The sequence below is a fragment of the Mesorhizobium sp. M0306 genome (assembly GCF_040321655.1).
In the GTDB taxonomy this organism is placed as follows: Bacteria; Pseudomonadota; Alphaproteobacteria; order Rhizobiales; family Rhizobiaceae; genus Mesorhizobium.
Genome location: NZ_JAMYRY010000006.1, coordinates 71,095 through 87,086, shown reverse-complemented (window position 1 = coordinate 87,086; position 15,992 = coordinate 71,095). Strand labels below are relative to the sequence as shown.

Below are 15,992 nucleotides of genomic sequence, written 5' to 3'. Positions count from 1 at the left end.
CGATCTTCACGACGAAAATCCGACAGCCAACCAAAAAAGATGACGGCAAATTGGAAATGTTACCGGGTTGCGCGCCCTGCGGTTTTCGATTTTGCTTGCAGTCAACGAGGGGTTGTTGATCCATGCGCCGGATGTCGCTCACTTCCGAACTTGTCGCACTGTGCCATCGGGAAGAGACCGATCTCGGCCCCGACCGCAGCTGGACGCAGCTGACCGACGAAGATTTCCGGGCTCTTGCCTTGCGTCTCTCAGGCGAAGCAGACAAGGCCCCCTTATGGGTGTTCGCTTATGGTTCGCTGATCTGGAAGCCGGCCTTCGAGTCCGTCGAACGCAACGCGCTACCACGTTTGGCTGGCACCGGTCCTTCTGTCTCGACATGGTCCGCTGGCGCGGCAGCGTCGAGCAGCCCGGGCTGATGATGGCGCTCGAGCGGGGCGGGCGATGCAACGGCGTCATCTACCGCTTGCCGGAAGGCGAAAAAACCGCTGCAGGTCGAAAGGCTGTTGCGGCGCGAGATCGACGACCGCGAGAGCATCGGTTCGGTCAGGTGGCTTCCCGTGCACACGGCCCAAGGCACAGCCAGGGCGTTGGGCTTCTGGGTCGGCGTAACCGGCAGGGGCACCTCGCTCAACCAGCCGCTGAAAAAGGTGGCGCGGGTGCTGGCGAGAGCCTGCGGGCATGTCGGATCCGGTGCCGAATACCTCTACAACACCGTCAGTCACCTGGAAGAATTCGGCATTCGGGACCGCAATCTGTGGCGGCTGCAGGAACTCGTCGCGAAGGAGATCCTCTCCATTCACGGCAACACCCTTGAACGCGGTTCCGTAACTGCTTCGTGACGCGCATGGCCGTTTGGAAAACATGACTATTATCGTCATGTTTGTTGAAGCTTTTCAGTTGCTTGCGCCGAAAATTGACCAATTGATAAAAAAATAAAACGTGCTAGCCTTCCCCAAAACAAGAACATGGGGAACTGATGATGCCAGAAGGCCAGTTCAAGCAAGGCATTGCCGGCGGGCGGCTCTCGCCGGAGCAATATGCCGATAATTTTGCCGACCTGCATCCACCGCTCGATCATCACGAGGCACTGGTCGAGTCCGATCGCTGCTATTTCTGCTATGACGCGCCGTGCATGAATGCATGCCCGACCTCGATCGACATCCCGCTGTTCATCCGCCAGATTTCGACCGGCAATCCGATCGGCTCAGCCAAGACGATTTTCGACCAGAATATTTTGGGTGGCATGTGTGCCCGCGTCTGCCCGACCGAGACGCTGTGCGAAGAGGTCTGCGTGCGCGAGGTGGCAGAAGGCAAGCCGGTGCAGATTGGCCGCCTTCAGCGCTATGCCACCGATGTCGCCATGGCCGAAAGCAAGCAGTTCTACAAGCGCTCCGAACCGACCGGCAAAACGGTCGCCGTGGTCGGCGCCGGACCGGCCGGGCTTGCAGCCGCGCATCGGCTCGCCCGCTACGGCCATGACGTGACCATCCTGGAAGCCCGGCCGAAGCCCGGCGGCCTCAATGAGTACGGTATCGCGGCCTATAAGAGCGTCGACAATTTCGCCCAGGCCGAAGTCGACTATGTCACGTCGATCGGCGGCATCGACATCCAGAACGGCAAGGCGCTCGGCCGTGATTACCAGCTGTCGGACCTGACCAGGAATTACGATGCGGTGTTCCTCGGCATGGGGCTTGCCGGCGTCAATGCCTTGCGAGCGGATGGCGAGGAGGCGCAAGGCGTCACCAATGCTGTCGAGTTCATTGCGGAGCTTCGTCAGGCCAGTGATCTGGCCAGCCTGCCAGTCGGCCGGCGTGTTGTCGTCATCGGCGGCGGCATGACGGCGATCGACGCGGCGGTGCAATCGAAGCTGCTCGGCGCCGAAGAGGTGACGATCTGCTATCGGCGCGGCCCCGAGCACATGAACGCCTCCGAATTCGAGCAGGATCTGGCTGCCGCCAACGGCGTCATCATCCGGCACTGGTTGCAGCCGAAGCGGGTCATTGCCGACGGCGGCAAGGTGTCGGCGATCGAGCTCGAATACACCGCGATGGACGGCGACCGGCTCGTCGGCACCGGCGAGCGGCTGACGCTGACCGCCGACCAGGTGTTCAAGGCAATCGGCCAGAGCTTTGTCCCGGCTGCGCTCAACGGCAGCGGTGCGGAGATCGCGCTGGAAGCCGGCCGCATCAAGGTCGACGCCGAAGGCCGCACGTCGCTGCCAAACGTCTGGGCCGGCGGCGACTGCATCTTTGGCGGCGACGACCTGACAGTCTCGGCCGTCGCGCAAGGCCGCGACGCGGCGGAAAGCATTCATCGGGCACTGACCTCGAACGGGAGGGCATGAGCATGGCAGACATCCGCAACAATTTCGTGGGTATCAAGTCGCCGAACCCGTTCTGGCTGGCCTCGGCGCCGCCGACCGACAAGGCCTACAATGTCATACGCGCCTTCAAGGCCGGCTGGGGCGGCGTTGTCTGGAAGACGCTCGGCGAAGAGGGGCCGCCGGTGGTCAACGTCAACGGTCCGCGCTACGGCGCGATCTGGGGCGCCGACCGTCGTCTGCTCGGCCTCAACAACATCGAGCTGATCACAGACCGCGACCTGCAGGTCAACCTGCGCGAGATCAAGCAGGTCAAGAAGGATTGGCCGGACCGGGCGATTGTCGTCTCGCTGATGGTGCCTTGCGAGGAGCACGCGTGGAAGGCGATCCTGCCGGTGGTCGAGGAGACCGGCGCCGACGGCATCGAGCTCAATTTCGGCTGCCCGCATGGCATGTCGGAACGAGGCATGGGTGCGGCGGTCGGCCAGGTGCCGGAATACATCGAAATGGTGGTGCGCTGGTGCAAGGCCAACACCCGCATGCCGGTGATCACCAAGCTGACGCCCAACATCACCGACATACGCAAGCCGGCACGCGCCGCTCTTGCCGGCGGCACCGATGCGGTGTCGCTGATCAACACCATCAATTCGATCACCGGCGTCAATCTCGACAATTTCGCACCGGAGCCGACGATCGACGGCAAGGGTTCGCATGGCGGCTATTGCGGTCCGGCGGTGAAGCCGATCGCCATGAACATGGTGGCCGAGATCGCGCGCGACCCTGAAACGAAGGGCCTGCCGATCTCCGGTATCGGCGGCATCACCACATGGCGTGACGCCGCCGAATTCATGGCGCTCGGCGCCGGCAATGTGCAGGTGTGCACGGCGGCGATGACCTATGGCTTCAAGATCGTGCAGGAGATGATGGCCGGCCTGGAAAACTGGATGGACGAGAAGGGCCATGCCACGCTCGACGACATCATCGGCCGCGCCACGCCCAACGTCACCGACTGGCAGTATCTCAACCTCAACTACATCGCCAAGGCGCATATCGACCAGGACGCCTGCATCAAATGCGGCCGCTGCCACATCGCCTGCGAGGACACCGCGCACCAGGCGATCACCAGCATGGTGGACGGCGTCAGGCATTTCGAGGTGATCGAGGCCGAATGCGTCGGCTGCAATCTCTGCGTCAATGTCTGTCCGGTCGAGAACTGCATCACCATGGAGCCTTTGGCGGTCGGTGTGATGGATCAGCGCACCGGCAAGCCGGTATCGCCGATCTATGCCAACTGGACGACGCACCCGAACAATCCGATGGCCAAGGTGGCGGCGGAATAGCATTGCGAAAAAAAACGGCGTTCACGGGCGCCGCTTTTTAATTTTCCTATTGCGGATAAAAATTATCCACGATAATCTATATCCATGAACAGGAGAGCGAAATGAAGCTGGGCGAAGGCGTCGAAGCGGCCATTCATTGCGCCGCGATGCTTGCCGGCGTTGATGGCGCCGCGACCTTGCCGGGTGCTGCGATGGCTGAAGCGTTCGGGCTGTCGCCGAGCTATCTGCTTAAGCATCTCAACGCACTGACTGCGTCGGGCATTCTGGAATCGGTGCCGGGGCCGTCCGGCGGCTACCGGCTGGCGCGGCCGGCGGAGCGCATAACGCTGCTCGATATCGTACTGGCCGTCGAGGGGCGCGAACCGGCATTCCGCTGCGCCGAAATCCGCCAGCGCGGTCCAGCGAAGCTCGATGCCTCGGTCTATGTCAAACCTTGCGGCATCAACGTGGCCATGCTGAAGGCCGAGCGTGCCTATCGCGCCGCGCTCGCCGACGCCCGGCTTTCCGACATCGTGGCAGAATACACGGCCGATGCCGATCCCCGTTCGGTCGCCGCCAACTGTGCCTTCGTCGAGCGCCACCAGCGGCCGCAGAAATCAAGTTCAACCAAGCAAGCATGAAAGGCTACAGACGATGAAACAGAGGCTGCAATTTTTCGGCGCGGCGCCGGAGATCATGAAGGCGGTGTCGGCGCTCAACAAGGCAGTCGACGAATGCGGGCTCGAAAAAAGCCTGTTGCATCTGATCAAGCTCAGGGCGTCGCAGATCAACGGCTGCTCGTATTGCGTCGAGATGCACAGCCGCGAAGCGCGCCGCGACGGCGAAAGCGAGCAGCGGATCTATCTCGTCTCCGCCTGGAAGGAATCGCCGCTGTTTTCAGAGCGCGAACGCGCAGCCTTCGCCTGGACCGATGCGCTGACCAGGATCGCCGACAACGGTGTGTCGGACGAACTCTATGCACGGACGCTCAAGCATTTCTCGGAGGAAGAGTTGGTCAAGCTGTCGGTTGCGCTCGGCATGATCAACACCTGGAATCGGCTTTGCGTTCCGTTCCATGCAATCCATCCGATGCCGGCGATCATGGCCGCTTGACCATGGACCAGGCGCGTGGCCTAGCGCCGCGCGCCTCTTTTCTGCCCAAGGACCGACAGCATGTTTTCAAACTTTGATAGTGAGATTTTAGTCGCCGCCCGCTTGCTGCTCGGCGGCGCCTTTGTCTTTGCCGGCCTGCGCAACATTCAGAACGCGGCCTTTGTGACCCAATTGATGACGACGCGCGGCGTGCCCCAGGCACGGCTGGTGCTGTGGCTGGGGATTGTCCTGCAGATCGTCGCCGGAGTGCTGGTGATCGCGGGCATCTGGACCGCTCCGGCGGCGGCATGCCTGATCCTGTTCCTGATTGTCGCCACGCCGATGTTCCATAACTTCTGGGATCACCAGGGGCCCGAGCGCGCGTCCCGTATCAATGGCTTTGTCGGCAACGTCGCGCTGACCGGAGGATTTCTGGCGCTGATCGCGCACTTGCTTTGACAGCGATCATCGCGTCGACGTAGCCCGTTACGCCGCGTACCGCAAGCCGCCATCACAGGTCAGGACCTGGCCGGTGACGAAGCTGTTCGAAACCAGGAACGCAATCGCCTCGGCGACGTCCTCGGCCCGGCCGATACGGCCGACCGGCGTCTTGCCGGCATACTCGGCAAACACCGCCTGCCGCTGATCGTTGGGCAGGAAATCCCACCATGGCGTGTCGATGACACCCGGTGCCACGACATTGACGCGTAACGGCTTCAGCTCCATCGCCAGGATCGGCACCACGGTCAGCAGCATGCCGTTGACGGCGGCGATGCCGGCGACACCCGGCGCCGACAATTGCGCCGACACCGCCGAGATGAAAGTCACCGAACCGCTCTTGTTCAGCGTCGGCAAGGCGGCCTGCAGGCAGGAGAGCTGTGGCCGGACCTTCTCGTCGACGCCGCCGCCGATGTCGGTCAGGTCAAGCGTTTCGAACGGGCCGAGCCCCTTGCCGCCGCTGGCAGCCAGCACCAGGTGATCGAAAGGGCCGAGATCGCTGAAGAACCGGCGAACCTCGTCCGGCTTCGCGGCATCGAAGGCAGCTCTTTCGACCGCGCCGCCAAGGCTGTGCCATGCATTGTCGAGCCTTTCCCGGTTGCGCCCGGTGATCGTCACCTTCATGCCCGGGCCGAGCAGCTTTTTCGCGGTGGCGAGGCCGATGCCGGAGGAGCCGCCGACGACCACGGTGTGACTGGTTTTCTCGATCATGAATTTTCTTTCTTCGATGTTGCGGAAGCGGGTGCGAGCCCGACAAGGCCGAGGCTCAATTCGCGCAACTGCTGCCTCGCCTTAGCGTCATAGGCTTGCGCATCGGCGCGGGATTCTCTCTGGCCGTCGAAATAGAGCCCGCTCCGCCCTTCGAGCGCCGGCCATGTGGCGAGGTTGATGATCGCTTCGGCGCCGGTTTCGACCGAGCTCCACGGCGTGATGCCCGCCTGCCGCACCATCGTAGTGTTCATGTAGCTTGCCGGATGCAGGCTGTTGACTGTGACGCCGGTGCCGTTCAGCTGCTCCGCCAGATCGAGGGTAAACATGATCTGCGCCAGCTTGCTCTGGCAGTAGGCACGGACGCCGTCATAGGAGCGGGTCAGCATGACGTCGTCGAATCGATCGCCTGCTGGCCTGCCGAGGCGACGTTGACGATGCGCGTCGGCGCGCTGGCCTTGAGCAGCGGCAGCAGCTCCGTGGTGAGCAGGAAGCCGGCGAGATAATTGACGGCAAAGCGCAGCTCATAACCGTCGGCGCTGACCTGCCGTTTCGCCTTTGGGCCGGCGGTGCCGACGCCGGCATTGTTGATGAGGATTTCGAGCCGCTTGGTCCTTGCGCGCACGGCCTCGGCGAGGCGGCGGACTTCCGCCAGGGAGGAGAGGTCGGCGACAAGCAGCTCGGCCTTGCCGCCGGCGGCTTCGATTTCGGCCACCGTCGCCTTGCCCCTTGTCGCGTCGCGGCCATGCACCAGGATACGGGCGCCGCCGGCGCCGAGCCTTTGCGCGACGACGCGGCCGACGCCGTCGGTCGAGCCGGTGATAAGAATTGTCTTGTCTTTCAGTTCCATGTTCAGAGCCTCCATCTCATTCGCTCTGAGCGGAAAGATGGGGCACCAGCCACTTGCCAAACAGTTCAAACTTTATCCTGGTATCGGTACTGCTATAATAGCGGCCATGGATTCCACGACGCATTCCGCCGAAGACAGCCGCCGCCGCGAGCTTGGCGCCTTTCTGCGTTCGCGGCGCGAAAGGCTGACGCCTTCGGCCACGGGCATCTCGACCGGCTTGCGCCGGCGCACACCCGGGCTGCGGCGCGAAGAGGTGGCGATGATCGCCGGCGTCGGCACGACCTGGTACACCTGGCTGGAGCAGGGCCGCGACGTCAGGCCGTCGGTGGAAGTGCTGACGGCGCTCAGCCAAGCGCTGCGCCTGGACGCGGCCGAGAAACGGCATCTGTTTATTCTCGCCGGCCGACCGCAGCCGGAGCGTCGCGTCGACGCGCCGGAAAAGGTCGATGGCCCGTTGCTGCACATGCTGCAGAGCCTGGTCCTGCAGCCGGCGTATGTCGTCGGGCGGCGCTGGGACGTGCTGGCCTGGAACCCGGCGGCGGCAGCCGTGTTCGGCGATTATGGCCTGCTGGAGGGCGATGCCCGTAACATCGTCCACATGGTTTTCACCAGCCCGCAGCATCGGCGCCTGCTCGTCGACTGGGAGGAATTGGCGCGTGCCGTGCTGGCGTCATTCCGGGCAGAAAGCGCCAGATATGTCGGCGATCCGGATTTCGAGCGGCTGATCGCGCTGATGACGCGCTCGAGCCCGGAGTTTCGCGCCTGGTGGCCGCTGCGCGACGTGGCCCGCAACCTATCGGGTGTGAAGCATGTCCGACACCCGATAGCGGGCGCCATGGCTTTCGAGCATATGAGCCTGTCGATCGACGACGGGTCGGACATAAAGCTGATCGTCTACACGCCGCTCGCCGAGCAGAACTCGATCGCGAAGCTCGAACAGCTGCTGGAGACGCTTCCGGCCGAGCGGCGCAGCGCGTGATGCCCATCGCTTCGTCATCCTGGGGCGCAGCAGGAGCGAAGCGACGCAGCGCATAACGCTGTGGCCGCAGCCCTCAACTTCGTGATCCTGGGGCGAAGCAAGGAGCGAAGCGACGCGGCGCAGACCCCAGGATCCATGCCGTGACCTCAGAGCGCTGCTGCGGTGCAGAGTTCTGCTCCGCTGCATTTCTCGGTTGATTTCACGGCATGGATCCCAGGGTCTCCGCGACGCCGCTTCGCGGCTGCTACGCCCTAGGATGGCGAAGCTGAGGAGCTTCGGCTAATCTCCACGGTTTGCGACAGCCCACTGGAACGAACGCGAATATCGACTGCAACCGGCCCTCCACCAGTCAAACCATTTGCCTCAGCCCTTCGGCCTCAGCCCGTCGATGAACAGCTGCTCGAGAAACCTTGCGGCATCCTCGAAGCGGCCGTCGCCGCCGCGGTCGGGGCCGAGCACGGCGCGGACCTGGACGTCGAAATCGGCATAATGCTGCGTCGTCGCCCAGATCGAGAAGATCAGGTGCCAGGGGTCGGTGCGGGCAATCTTGCCGGCGCGCATCCAGCCCTTGATGACGTTGGCTTTCTCGTCGACCAGCGTCTTCAACTCGCCCTCCAGCATCGGCATGATGCGCGGCGCGCCCTGCAGGATCTCGTTGGCGAACAGCCGGCTCTCTCGCGGGAAATCGCGCGCCATTTCGAGCTTCCGCCTGATGTAGCTGCGCAGTTCCGTCAAGGGATCGCCGATATCGTCGAGTTCGCGCAGCGGCGCCAGCCAGGTGTCGAGAAGCCGCTGCATCAGCGTCTCGTGGATGTCCTCCTTGCGGCGGAAATAATAGAGCAGGTTCGGCTTCGACATGCCGGCGGCTTCGGCGATCTGGTCGATGGTCGAGCCGCGAAAACCGTTGGTCGAGAAGACTTCGAGCGCCGCCTCGAGGATGAGCTCGCGCTTTTCCAGCTGGATGCGGGTGCGGCGAGGAGCGGAGCTTTCGACCGCACCCGTCACCTCGAAAAACCTTCGCCGCGAGGAGTGTCTGGACCAATTCTCTGGACCAGTTTTTCTCCGCCCTGTGGAGCGCACTTCGAAAGCCGCATTTCCGCTAGTAATCCCTTGACCGCTGATAGAGCGGTGCTAACGTTTGTCCAACCGGTCAAAAATTTGCGTAGCACGAAAACACAGCAAAGACCAAGTGTTGGAAAGACCAGGCGTTAGCCGCACCGAATCAGGTTACAAGGGGAAGTCTTGGTCATGTCCAACCGGCTGAAAGTCACGCCGAACGATCTCAGCGCATTCTGGATGCCGTTCACGGCAAACCGGCAGTTCAAGCAGGCGCCCCGCATGATGGTGTCGGCCAGGGACATGCATTACACGACCAGCGACGGGCGCAAGGTTCTCGACGGCACCGCCGGCCTGTGGTGCGTCAATGCCGGCCACTGCCGTCCGAAGATCACCGAGGCGATCCAGAGCCAGGCGGCAGAGCTCGACTATGCGCCGGCCTTCCAGATGGGCCACCCGATCGTGTTCGAGCTGGCGAACCGGCTGGTAGATATCGCGCCGAAGGGCATGGACCATGTGTTCTTCACCAATTCCGGATCGGAATCGGTCGAGACCGCGCTGAAGATGGCGATCGCCTATCACCGCGTAAAAGGCGAGGGCTCGCGTACCCGCCTGATCGGCCGCGAACGCGGCTATCACGGCGTCAATTTCGGCGGCATCTCGGTCGGCGGCATCGTCACCAACCGCAAGATGTTCGGCACGCTGCTCGGCGGCGTCGATCACATGCCACACACGCATCTGCCGGAAAAGAACTCCTTCACCAAGGGCGTGCCCGAGCATGGCGCGGAATTGGCGAACGAGCTGGAGCGCATCGTCGCCCTGCACGACGCTTCGACCATCGCCGCCGTCATCGTCGAACCGGTTGCCGGTTCCACTGGCGTCATCCTGCCGCCGAAGGGCTATCTGCAGAAGCTGCGCGAGATCTGCACCAAGCACGGCATTCTTCTGATTTTCGACGAGGTCATCACCGGTTTTGGCCGCCTCGGCACGCCGTTCGCCGCCGACTATTTCGGCGTCACGCCGGATATCATGACCACCGCCAAGGGCGTCTCCAATGGCGTCATCCCGATGGGCGCGGTGTTCGTCAAGAAGGAAATCCACGACGCCTTCATGACCGGCCCCGAGCACATGATCGAGTTCTTCCACGGCTACACCTATTCGGGTAATCCGATCGCCTGCGCGGCGGCGCTGGGCACGCTCGACACCTACAAGGAAGAGGGGCTGCTGACGCGCGGTGAGGAACTGGCGCCGTACTGGGAGGACGCGCTGCACTCGCTGAAGGGCGAGCCGAACGTCATCGATATCAGAAACATCGGCCTGATCGGCGCAATCGAGCTGGCGCCGATCGCCGGGCAGCCGACGAAACGCGCCTTCTCGGCTTTTGTGAAGGCGTTCGAGCGCGGTGCATTGATCCGCACCACCGGCGACATCATCGCGCTGTCGCCGCCGCTGATCATCACCAAGGGCCAGATCAACGAATTGATCGACCACGTGCGTGAAGTGCTGAGGGCGGTGGATTGAACCAGGCGCAGCTTTCCCTCCCCCTCGAGGAGAGGGTGGCCGCGAAGCGGCCGGGTGGGGTCGGTGCGGCAGTGCGCCAGCCTGACCTTCGGCCGCATAGGTGCCTGTGATGCCCCAGACCCGCGTGAGCTTCGAAATGCGCCAAAAGGCGCGCGCGCTTCGAGTGCATGCGACCAAAGGCGAATCGCTGCTTTGGTATGAACTGCGCGAATTGAAATCGGCTGCGATGAAATTCCGGCGCCAGTGTCCGATCGGACCTTATATCGTCGACTTTGCCTGCCTTGCGGTAAAGCTGGTCGTTGAAGTCGATGGTGATCTGCACGAACAGGAGAAAGGCAAACGGCACGACGCCGTCCGTGATGCCTATCTGCGGTCGCTCGGGTTCGATATCTTTCGCGTCGATGAGCCGGATGTCATAAACAGCGCTTGGCATGTCGCACAGGTGGTCAAGGAGAAGGTCGCGCGCATGTCAGCCGACCCCACCCGACCGCTTCGCGGCCACCCTCCCCTCGAGGGGGAGGGGGACGCCTGCAACCAATGAGGTTTTAGAATATGGCCGCCCCCGGCGAGAATCTGCGAATCAATTCAGACCGTTTGTGGGATTCGATAATGGAGATGGCGAAGATCGGCCCCGGCATTGCTGGCGGCAACAATCGCCAGACCGTGACCGACGAGGACGGCGAAGGGCGGCACCTGTTCAAGCGCTGGTGCGATGAGGCGGGGCTCGAAATGGGCGTCGACGAGATGGGCACGATGTTTGCCCGCCGCGAGGGCACCGATCCCAATCTGCCACCGGTCTATGTCGGCAGCCATCTCGACACCCAGCCGACCGGCGGCAAGTATGATGGCGTGCTCGGCGTGCTCGGCGGGCTGGAGGTCGTGCGCTCGCTCAACGATCTCGGCATCAAGACAAAGCATCCGATCGTCGTCACCAACTGGACCAACGAGGAAGGCGCGCGCTTTGCGCCGGCCATGATGGCGTCCGGCGTTTTCGCCGGCGTGCTCGATCAGGCCGACGTCTATTCGCATGTCGACAAGGATGGCAAGAAATTCGGCGAGGAGCTCGAACGGATCGGCTGGAAGGGCACCGAGAAAGTCGGTGAGCGCAAGATCCACGCCTTCTTCGAATTGCATATCGAGCAGGGCCCGATCCTCGAGGACGAGGGCATCGACATCGGTGTCGTCACCCATGGCCAGGGACTGAAATGGCTGCAGGTGACGCTGACCGGCAAGGAGGCGCATACCGGCTCGACGCCGATGCCGAAGCGGCGCAATGCCGGGCTCGGCATGGCGCGGGTGATCGAGTTGGTGCACGAGATCGCCATGGACTATCAGCCCGACGCCGTCGGCGCGGTCGGCCACATGGAGGTCTATCCGAACTCGCGCAACATCATCGCCGGACGCACCGTCTTCACCATCGACATCCGCTCGCCGGAAAAGGAGGTGCTGGACGCCATGGATGGCCGCATCCGCGAAGGCATCGACACGATCTGCGACGCGCTCGACATCAAATATCAAATCGATCAGGTCGGCCATTTCGACCCGGTCACCTTCGACGCGGGCTGCGTCAAGGCTGTGCGGGATGCGGCGGAGCGCCTGGGTTATACGCATCGCAACATCGTCTCCGGCGCCGGCCATGACGCCTGCTGGATCAACCGCGTTGCGCCCACTGCAATGGTGATGTGTCCCTGCGTCGACGGTCTCAGCCACAACGAGGCCGAGGAAATCACCAAGGAATGGGCAGCGGCGGGAGCCGACGTGCTGTTCCATGCGGTGGTCGACACGGCGGTGATTGTAGAGTGAGATGTTGGCGCCGTACCCCCACCCCTAACCCCTCCCCACAAGGGGGAGGGGGACTGGCAATGCCGGTGCATTTTCCTGTAGCGAAGGCTTTGAAGGGTTCAGCTGTGATAGCGCGGCGCCAAGCCTCCCTCCCCCTTGTGGGGAGGGATTGAGGGTGGGGGTACTCGTCTTGGCACCGACCGCGATCGATCCAGCCGCCATCAAGCGTGCAAGAATGTTGCGCCGGAACATGACGGAGGGCGAGCGTAAGCTCTGGTCCGAGTTGAAAGAGTTCCGTCGCCTCTACGGGCTACATGCAAGGAAGCAGGCGCCGATTGGGCCCTATATTGCGGACTTCGTTCTGCACGAGAAGAACCTCGTCATCGAGGTGGATGGAGAGCATCACTTTACGCCGGAGCAAATGGAAAAGGACCGAATACGCGATGCATGGTTTGGCCGACAGGGCTATCGTGTGCTCAGGTTTTCGACTGGAGACCTGGCAAATTCCTTCGATGGTTGCGTCGAGGAGATATTGCGGGAAGTTGGAGTCATGTAGAGGCCGTTCAGGATTCCTCGATGCTGAACCGACCTGATCAAGCAAGGCGCTCACAAGAAGCGCGAAGAGAATAAGGGAACAAGAAAATGTCCAAAGTCATCAAGAATGGCACCATCGTCACCGCCGACCGGACGTGGAAGGCCGATGTGCTGTTCAAGCACGGCAAGATCATCGGCATCGGGCCGGATCTGCATGGCGACCATGAGTTCGACGCCAGCGGCTGCTATGTGATGCCGGGCGGCATCGACCCGCATACCCATCTCGAAATGCCGTTCATGGGCACCTATTCGGCCGACGATTTCGAATCCGGCACGCGCGCGGCCCTTGCCGGCGGCACGACGATGGTCGTCGATTTCTGCCTGCCGGCACCGCAGCAATCGCTGCTCGAGGCCCTGCAGATGTGGGACAACAAGACCTCGAAGGCATCCTGCGATTATTCCTTCCACATGGCGATCACCTGGTGGGGCAAGCAGGTGTTCGACGAGATGGCCACCGTCGTCGACAGGGGCATTACCTCGTTCAAGCATTTCATGGCCTACAAAGGTGCGCTGATGGTCGATGACGACGAGCTCTATTCGTCGTTCCAGCGCTGCGCCGATCTTGGGGCGCTGCCGCTGGTCCATGCCGAGAATGGCGACGTGGTGGCGGCGCTGTCGCAGAAGCTGCTGGCGGCGGGCAATAGTGGTCCGGAGGGACACGCCTATTCGCGCCCGCCGGAAGTGGAAGGCGAGGCGACCAACCGCGCCATCATGATCGCCGACATGGCCGGCGTGCCGCTCTATGTCGTGCATGTCTCCTGCGAGCAGGCCCACGAAGCCATTCGCCGGGCGCGTCAGAAAGGCATGCGGGTGTTCGGCGAGCCGCTGATCCAGCATCTGACGCTCGACGAGAGCGAATATTTCAACAAGGACTGGGACCATGCGGCGCGGCGCGTCATGAGCCCGCCCTTCCGCAACAAATTGCACCAGGATTCACTGTGGGCCGGCCTGCAGGCCGGGTCGCTGCAAGTGGTGGCGACCGACCATTGTGCCTTCACCACCAAACAGAAGCGCAACGGCGTCGGCGACTTCACCAAGATCCCGAACGGCACGGGCGGGCTCGAGGATCGTTTGCCGGTGCTGTGGACGACCGGCGTCAACACCGGCCGGCTGACGATGAACGAGTTCGTCGCGGTGACCTCGACCAACATCGCCAAGATCCTCAACATGTACCCGAAGAAGGGCGCCATCGTCGAAGGCGCGGATGCCGATATCCTCGTCTGGGACCCGAAGCGCAAGAAGAAGATCACGGCCAAGAAGCAGCAGTCGGTGATCGACTATAACGTCTTCGAAGGTTTTGAGGTAACCGGCCTGCCGCGCTTCGTCTTCTCGCGCGGCGAACTGTCGATGGAGGAAAACGAGGTCAAGGCAAAGCCCGGCCATGGCGAGTTCGTCGCTCGCGAACCGAATGCGGCGGTCAACCGGGCGCTGTCGACCTGGAAGGAAATTTCCGCGCCGCGCAAGGTGGAACGGACAGGCATCCCGGCGACAGGCGTTTGAGCTTGGCGAGCCAGGGAGCGATTATCTCAATGGCCGCGGTGATCCTTGCCGCCGGGCCGGCGGCGGCTGACGTCCTTGCCGGCTCCTTTGGCAATGAGGTCGGTTGCGTTGGTGTACGGCTCGGTTATCAGGACAGCGACGATTATGTCGTGCTGACCGCCGAGGGTGTCGAAACCTATGGCAGCGGCTGCGAGTTCGCACAGCGACTGACGACGGCGCCTGGCATCCAGTTGTTGGGTTCCACCTGTTTCGCCGAGGGCGAGGAAGGGACGACCACGGATGTCGTCAAGGTCATCAACAAAGGAGGGGACGGTTTCTTCGTGACCATTCCCGGCCTTGAGGAGATAGGGCCGCTGAAATCATGTTCGTGACGGTGCCGATGACGGCCGCTGCCTCGATGCCGGCGTCAGGCGACCAACCCGTCCAGTTCCGGCAGCAGGACGACGCTTTCCTGTTCGTTGGGATCGGTGCGGGCAATGACCGCCGAGGCGGGGCTGTCGCTCAGATTGGCCGGCAGATGCGGCACACCGGGGGGAATATAGAAAAGATCCCCGGCCTTGACCACGATATGCTGTTCGAGCCGGTCGCCATACCAGGTATGGACTTCGCCGGAGAGCACATAGATCGCGGTTTCATGGTTTTCGTGCATATGCGCCTTGGCGCGGGCGCCCGGCGGCATGGTCAGCAGATGCATGCAGATGCCGGAAGAGCCGACTGTTTCGGCGGCGATACCGGCGAAATAGCTCTGGCCCTGCTTGCCTTCATAAGAGCTTTCAGGGCGGATAAGATGGCAAGTCGGTTTGGGCGACATCGGGGCAACTCCGAGCGTCTATCTGATGGGACAAGGGCGAGTAGAACTGGGGCGAGTAAAACTGGGGCGAGTAGGACTGGTCGAGTGGAAAGCAACATCGGGGTAAAATCAATGGGATTCCGGCCGCGGCAGTGGCCGGAAGCGACAGGCTTCGGCCGATGACGGGAGCATCGCCAACCGTTGTTTCGGCAAGCAAGCTTGGCCTGACCTTCCAGACCAATGACGGTCCGGTGCAGGCGCTGTCGAATGTCGACCTGACCATCGGCAAGGGCGAATTCGTGTCTTTCATCGGGCCGTCCGGCTGCGGCAAGACGACCTTGCTGCGCGTGATCGCCGATCTGGAGAAGCCGACATCGGGAGCCATCTCCGTCAACGGCATGACGCCCGAGCAGGCGCGCCAGAGCCGCGCCTATGGCTATGTCTTCCAGGCGGCCGCACTTTATCCGTGGCGCACGATCGAGCGCAATGTGGCGCTGCCGCTGGAGATCATGGGCCTGTCGAGGGCGGAGCAGGCGGCGCGCATCAAGCGAACCCTCGACCTCGTCAACCTCAGCGGCTTCGAGAAGAAATACCCGTGGCAGCTTTCGGGCGGCATGCAGCAGCGCGCCTCGATCGCACGGGCGCTCGCCTTCGACGCCGACCTTTTGTTGATGGACGAGCCGTTCGGCGCGCTCGACGAGATCGTGCGCGATCACCTCAACGAACAGCTGCTGGAGCTTTGGGAGCGGACCAACAAGACTATCTGCTTCGTCACCCATTCGATCCCCGAGGCAGTCTATCTGTCGACGCGCATCGTCGTCATGTCGCCGCGCCCGGGGCGTGTCAGCGACGTCATAGAATCGACGCTGCCGAAAAAGCGGCCGCTCGATATCCGCGAGACGCCGGAGTTTCTGGCCATCGCGGCACGGGTGCGCGACGGGCTGAGGGCAGGGCACAGCTATGATGATTGAGGCGCAGGACAG

At 62.7% G+C, this 15,992-nt stretch carries 16 protein-coding genes and 2 pseudogenes; 14 read left to right on the top strand and 4 right to left on the bottom strand.

The features are described 5' to 3' along the window. Positions 1-122 precede the first annotated feature (122 nt). The 6 genes and pseudogenes from NKI95_RS11875 (at position 123) to NKI95_RS11850 (ending at position 5,190) form a co-directional block, all read left to right on the top strand. Positions 123-839, top strand: a pseudogene (locus tag NKI95_RS11875) (gamma-glutamylcyclotransferase). 140 nt (positions 840-979) lie between these two features. Next, complete coding sequence (locus NKI95_RS11870) at positions 980-2,344, top strand: NAD(P)-dependent oxidoreductase (protein ID WP_352716900.1); 1,365 nt, start codon at positions 980-982, stop codon at positions 2,342-2,344. A gap of 2 nt (positions 2,345-2,346) precedes the next feature. After that, complete coding sequence (preA, locus tag NKI95_RS11865) at positions 2,347-3,660, top strand: NAD-dependent dihydropyrimidine dehydrogenase subunit PreA (RefSeq protein WP_352717103.1); 1,314 nt, start codon at positions 2,347-2,349, stop codon at positions 3,658-3,660. A 101-nt stretch (positions 3,661-3,761) separates the two neighbouring features. Continuing rightward, entirely contained in the window at positions 3,762-4,280 is a 519-nt protein-coding gene (locus tag NKI95_RS11860; RefSeq protein WP_352716898.1) for an RrF2 family transcriptional regulator, read from the top strand. Positions 4,281-4,293: 13 nt separating this feature from the next. Continuing rightward, positions 4,294-4,752 (top strand): carboxymuconolactone decarboxylase family protein, encoded by a 459-nt coding sequence (locus NKI95_RS11855; RefSeq protein WP_352716897.1) that lies wholly within the window; start codon positions 4,294-4,296, stop codon positions 4,750-4,752. 60 nt (positions 4,753-4,812) lie between these two features. After that, a complete protein-coding gene (locus tag NKI95_RS11850) occupies positions 4,813-5,190 on the top strand; it encodes a DoxX family protein (protein ID WP_352716895.1) in 378 nt (125 codons plus the stop codon). 27 nt (positions 5,191-5,217) lie between these two features. Here the strand turns inward: NKI95_RS11850 and NKI95_RS11845 are convergent, their stop codons facing one another. Both NKI95_RS11845 and NKI95_RS11840 read right to left on the bottom strand, forming a co-directional pair. Continuing rightward, positions 5,218-5,940: an SDR family oxidoreductase gene (locus tag NKI95_RS11845; RefSeq protein WP_352716893.1), complete on the bottom strand. Its 723-nt coding sequence runs from the start codon at positions 5,938-5,940 to the stop codon at positions 5,218-5,220. Next, a pseudogene (locus NKI95_RS11840) lies at positions 5,937-6,787 on the bottom strand (SDR family NAD(P)-dependent oxidoreductase). The gene NKI95_RS11845 and the pseudogene NKI95_RS11840 overlap by 4 nt, the downstream one beginning before the upstream one ends. Before the next feature lie 106 nt (positions 6,788-6,893). Between NKI95_RS11840 and NKI95_RS11835 the strand changes: the two are divergent. Then, positions 6,894-7,766, top strand: coding sequence for a helix-turn-helix transcriptional regulator (locus tag NKI95_RS11835; protein WP_352716892.1), 873 nt, complete (start codon positions 6,894-6,896; stop codon positions 7,764-7,766). Between the two features lie 363 nt (positions 7,767-8,129). Here the strand turns inward: NKI95_RS11835 and NKI95_RS11830 are convergent, their stop codons facing one another. After that, positions 8,130-8,771: a TetR family transcriptional regulator C-terminal domain-containing protein gene (locus NKI95_RS11830; RefSeq protein ID WP_352716890.1), complete on the bottom strand. Its 642-nt coding sequence runs from the start codon at positions 8,769-8,771 to the stop codon at positions 8,130-8,132. 243 nt (positions 8,772-9,014) lie between these two features. Here NKI95_RS11830 and aptA point away from each other — a divergent pair, with 243 nt between their 5' ends. From aptA to NKI95_RS11800, 6 genes are all read left to right on the top strand, one after another. After that, positions 9,015-10,343, top strand: a complete 1,329-nt coding sequence (gene aptA, locus NKI95_RS11825; protein WP_352716888.1) for an omega-aminotransferase AptA — start codon at positions 9,015-9,017, stop codon at positions 10,341-10,343. 109 nt (positions 10,344-10,452) lie between these two features. Next, positions 10,453-10,884: an endonuclease domain-containing protein gene (locus tag NKI95_RS11820; RefSeq protein ID WP_352716887.1), complete on the top strand. Its 432-nt coding sequence runs from the start codon at positions 10,453-10,455 to the stop codon at positions 10,882-10,884. Between the two features lie 11 nt (positions 10,885-10,895). Then, entirely contained in the window at positions 10,896-12,146 is a 1,251-nt protein-coding gene (locus tag NKI95_RS11815; RefSeq protein ID WP_352716885.1) for a Zn-dependent hydrolase, read from the top strand. A 154-nt stretch (positions 12,147-12,300) separates the two neighbouring features. Beyond that, a complete protein-coding gene (locus NKI95_RS11810) occupies positions 12,301-12,681 on the top strand; it encodes an endonuclease domain-containing protein (protein WP_352716883.1) in 381 nt (126 codons plus the stop codon). An 86-nt stretch (positions 12,682-12,767) separates the two neighbouring features. After that, positions 12,768-14,219, top strand: coding sequence for a dihydropyrimidinase (gene hydA, locus NKI95_RS11805; protein WP_352716881.1), 1,452 nt, complete (start codon positions 12,768-12,770; stop codon positions 14,217-14,219). Positions 14,220-14,248: 29 nt separating this feature from the next. Further along, a complete protein-coding gene (locus tag NKI95_RS11800; RefSeq protein ID WP_352716880.1) occupies positions 14,249-14,590 on the top strand; it encodes a hypothetical protein in 342 nt (113 codons plus the stop codon). A 35-nt stretch (positions 14,591-14,625) separates the two neighbouring features. Here the strand turns inward: NKI95_RS11800 and NKI95_RS11795 are convergent, their stop codons facing one another. Next, positions 14,626-15,030: a cupin domain-containing protein gene (locus NKI95_RS11795; RefSeq protein WP_352716879.1), complete on the bottom strand. Its 405-nt coding sequence runs from the start codon at positions 15,028-15,030 to the stop codon at positions 14,626-14,628. Positions 15,031-15,188: 158 nt separating this feature from the next. Between NKI95_RS11795 and NKI95_RS11790 the strand changes: the two genes are divergently transcribed. Then, positions 15,189-15,980: an ABC transporter ATP-binding protein gene (locus tag NKI95_RS11790; RefSeq protein ID WP_352716877.1), complete on the top strand. Its 792-nt coding sequence runs from the start codon at positions 15,189-15,191 to the stop codon at positions 15,978-15,980. Positions 15,981-15,992: the final 12 nt, after the last annotated feature.

What these genes read in the sequence shown, in the direction of transcription:
- NKI95_RS11870 (WP_352716900.1), top strand. Translation starts at nt 980, where the DNA reads ATGCCAGAAGGCCAGTTCAAGCAAGGCATTGCCGGCGGGCGGCTCTCG.
- preA (WP_352717103.1), top strand. Translation starts at nt 2,347, where the DNA reads ATGGCAGACATCCGCAACAATTTCGTGGGTATCAAGTCGCCGAACCCG.
- NKI95_RS11860 (WP_352716898.1), top strand. Translation starts at nt 3,762, where the DNA reads ATGAAGCTGGGCGAAGGCGTCGAAGCGGCCATTCATTGCGCCGCGATG.
- NKI95_RS11855 (WP_352716897.1), top strand. Translation starts at nt 4,294, where the DNA reads ATGAAACAGAGGCTGCAATTTTTCGGCGCGGCGCCGGAGATCATGAAG.
- NKI95_RS11850 (WP_352716895.1), top strand. Translation starts at nt 4,813, where the DNA reads ATGTTTTCAAACTTTGATAGTGAGATTTTAGTCGCCGCCCGCTTGCTG.
- NKI95_RS11845 (WP_352716893.1), bottom strand. Translation starts at nt 5,940, where the DNA reads ATGATCGAGAAAACCAGTCACACCGTGGTCGTCGGCGGCTCCTCCGGC.
- NKI95_RS11835 (WP_352716892.1), top strand. Translation starts at nt 6,894, where the DNA reads ATGGATTCCACGACGCATTCCGCCGAAGACAGCCGCCGCCGCGAGCTT.
- aptA (WP_352716888.1), top strand. Translation starts at nt 9,015, where the DNA reads ATGTCCAACCGGCTGAAAGTCACGCCGAACGATCTCAGCGCATTCTGG.
- NKI95_RS11820 (WP_352716887.1), top strand. Translation starts at nt 10,453, where the DNA reads ATGCCCCAGACCCGCGTGAGCTTCGAAATGCGCCAAAAGGCGCGCGCG.
- NKI95_RS11815 (WP_352716885.1), top strand. Translation starts at nt 10,896, where the DNA reads ATGGCCGCCCCCGGCGAGAATCTGCGAATCAATTCAGACCGTTTGTGG.
- hydA (WP_352716881.1), top strand. Translation starts at nt 12,768, where the DNA reads ATGTCCAAAGTCATCAAGAATGGCACCATCGTCACCGCCGACCGGACG.
- NKI95_RS11800 (WP_352716880.1), top strand. Translation starts at nt 14,249, where the DNA reads ATGGCCGCGGTGATCCTTGCCGCCGGGCCGGCGGCGGCTGACGTCCTT.
- NKI95_RS11795 (WP_352716879.1), bottom strand. Translation starts at nt 15,030, where the DNA reads ATGTCGCCCAAACCGACTTGCCATCTTATCCGCCCTGAAAGCTCTTAT.
- NKI95_RS11790 (WP_352716877.1), top strand. Translation starts at nt 15,189, where the DNA reads ATGACGGGAGCATCGCCAACCGTTGTTTCGGCAAGCAAGCTTGGCCTG.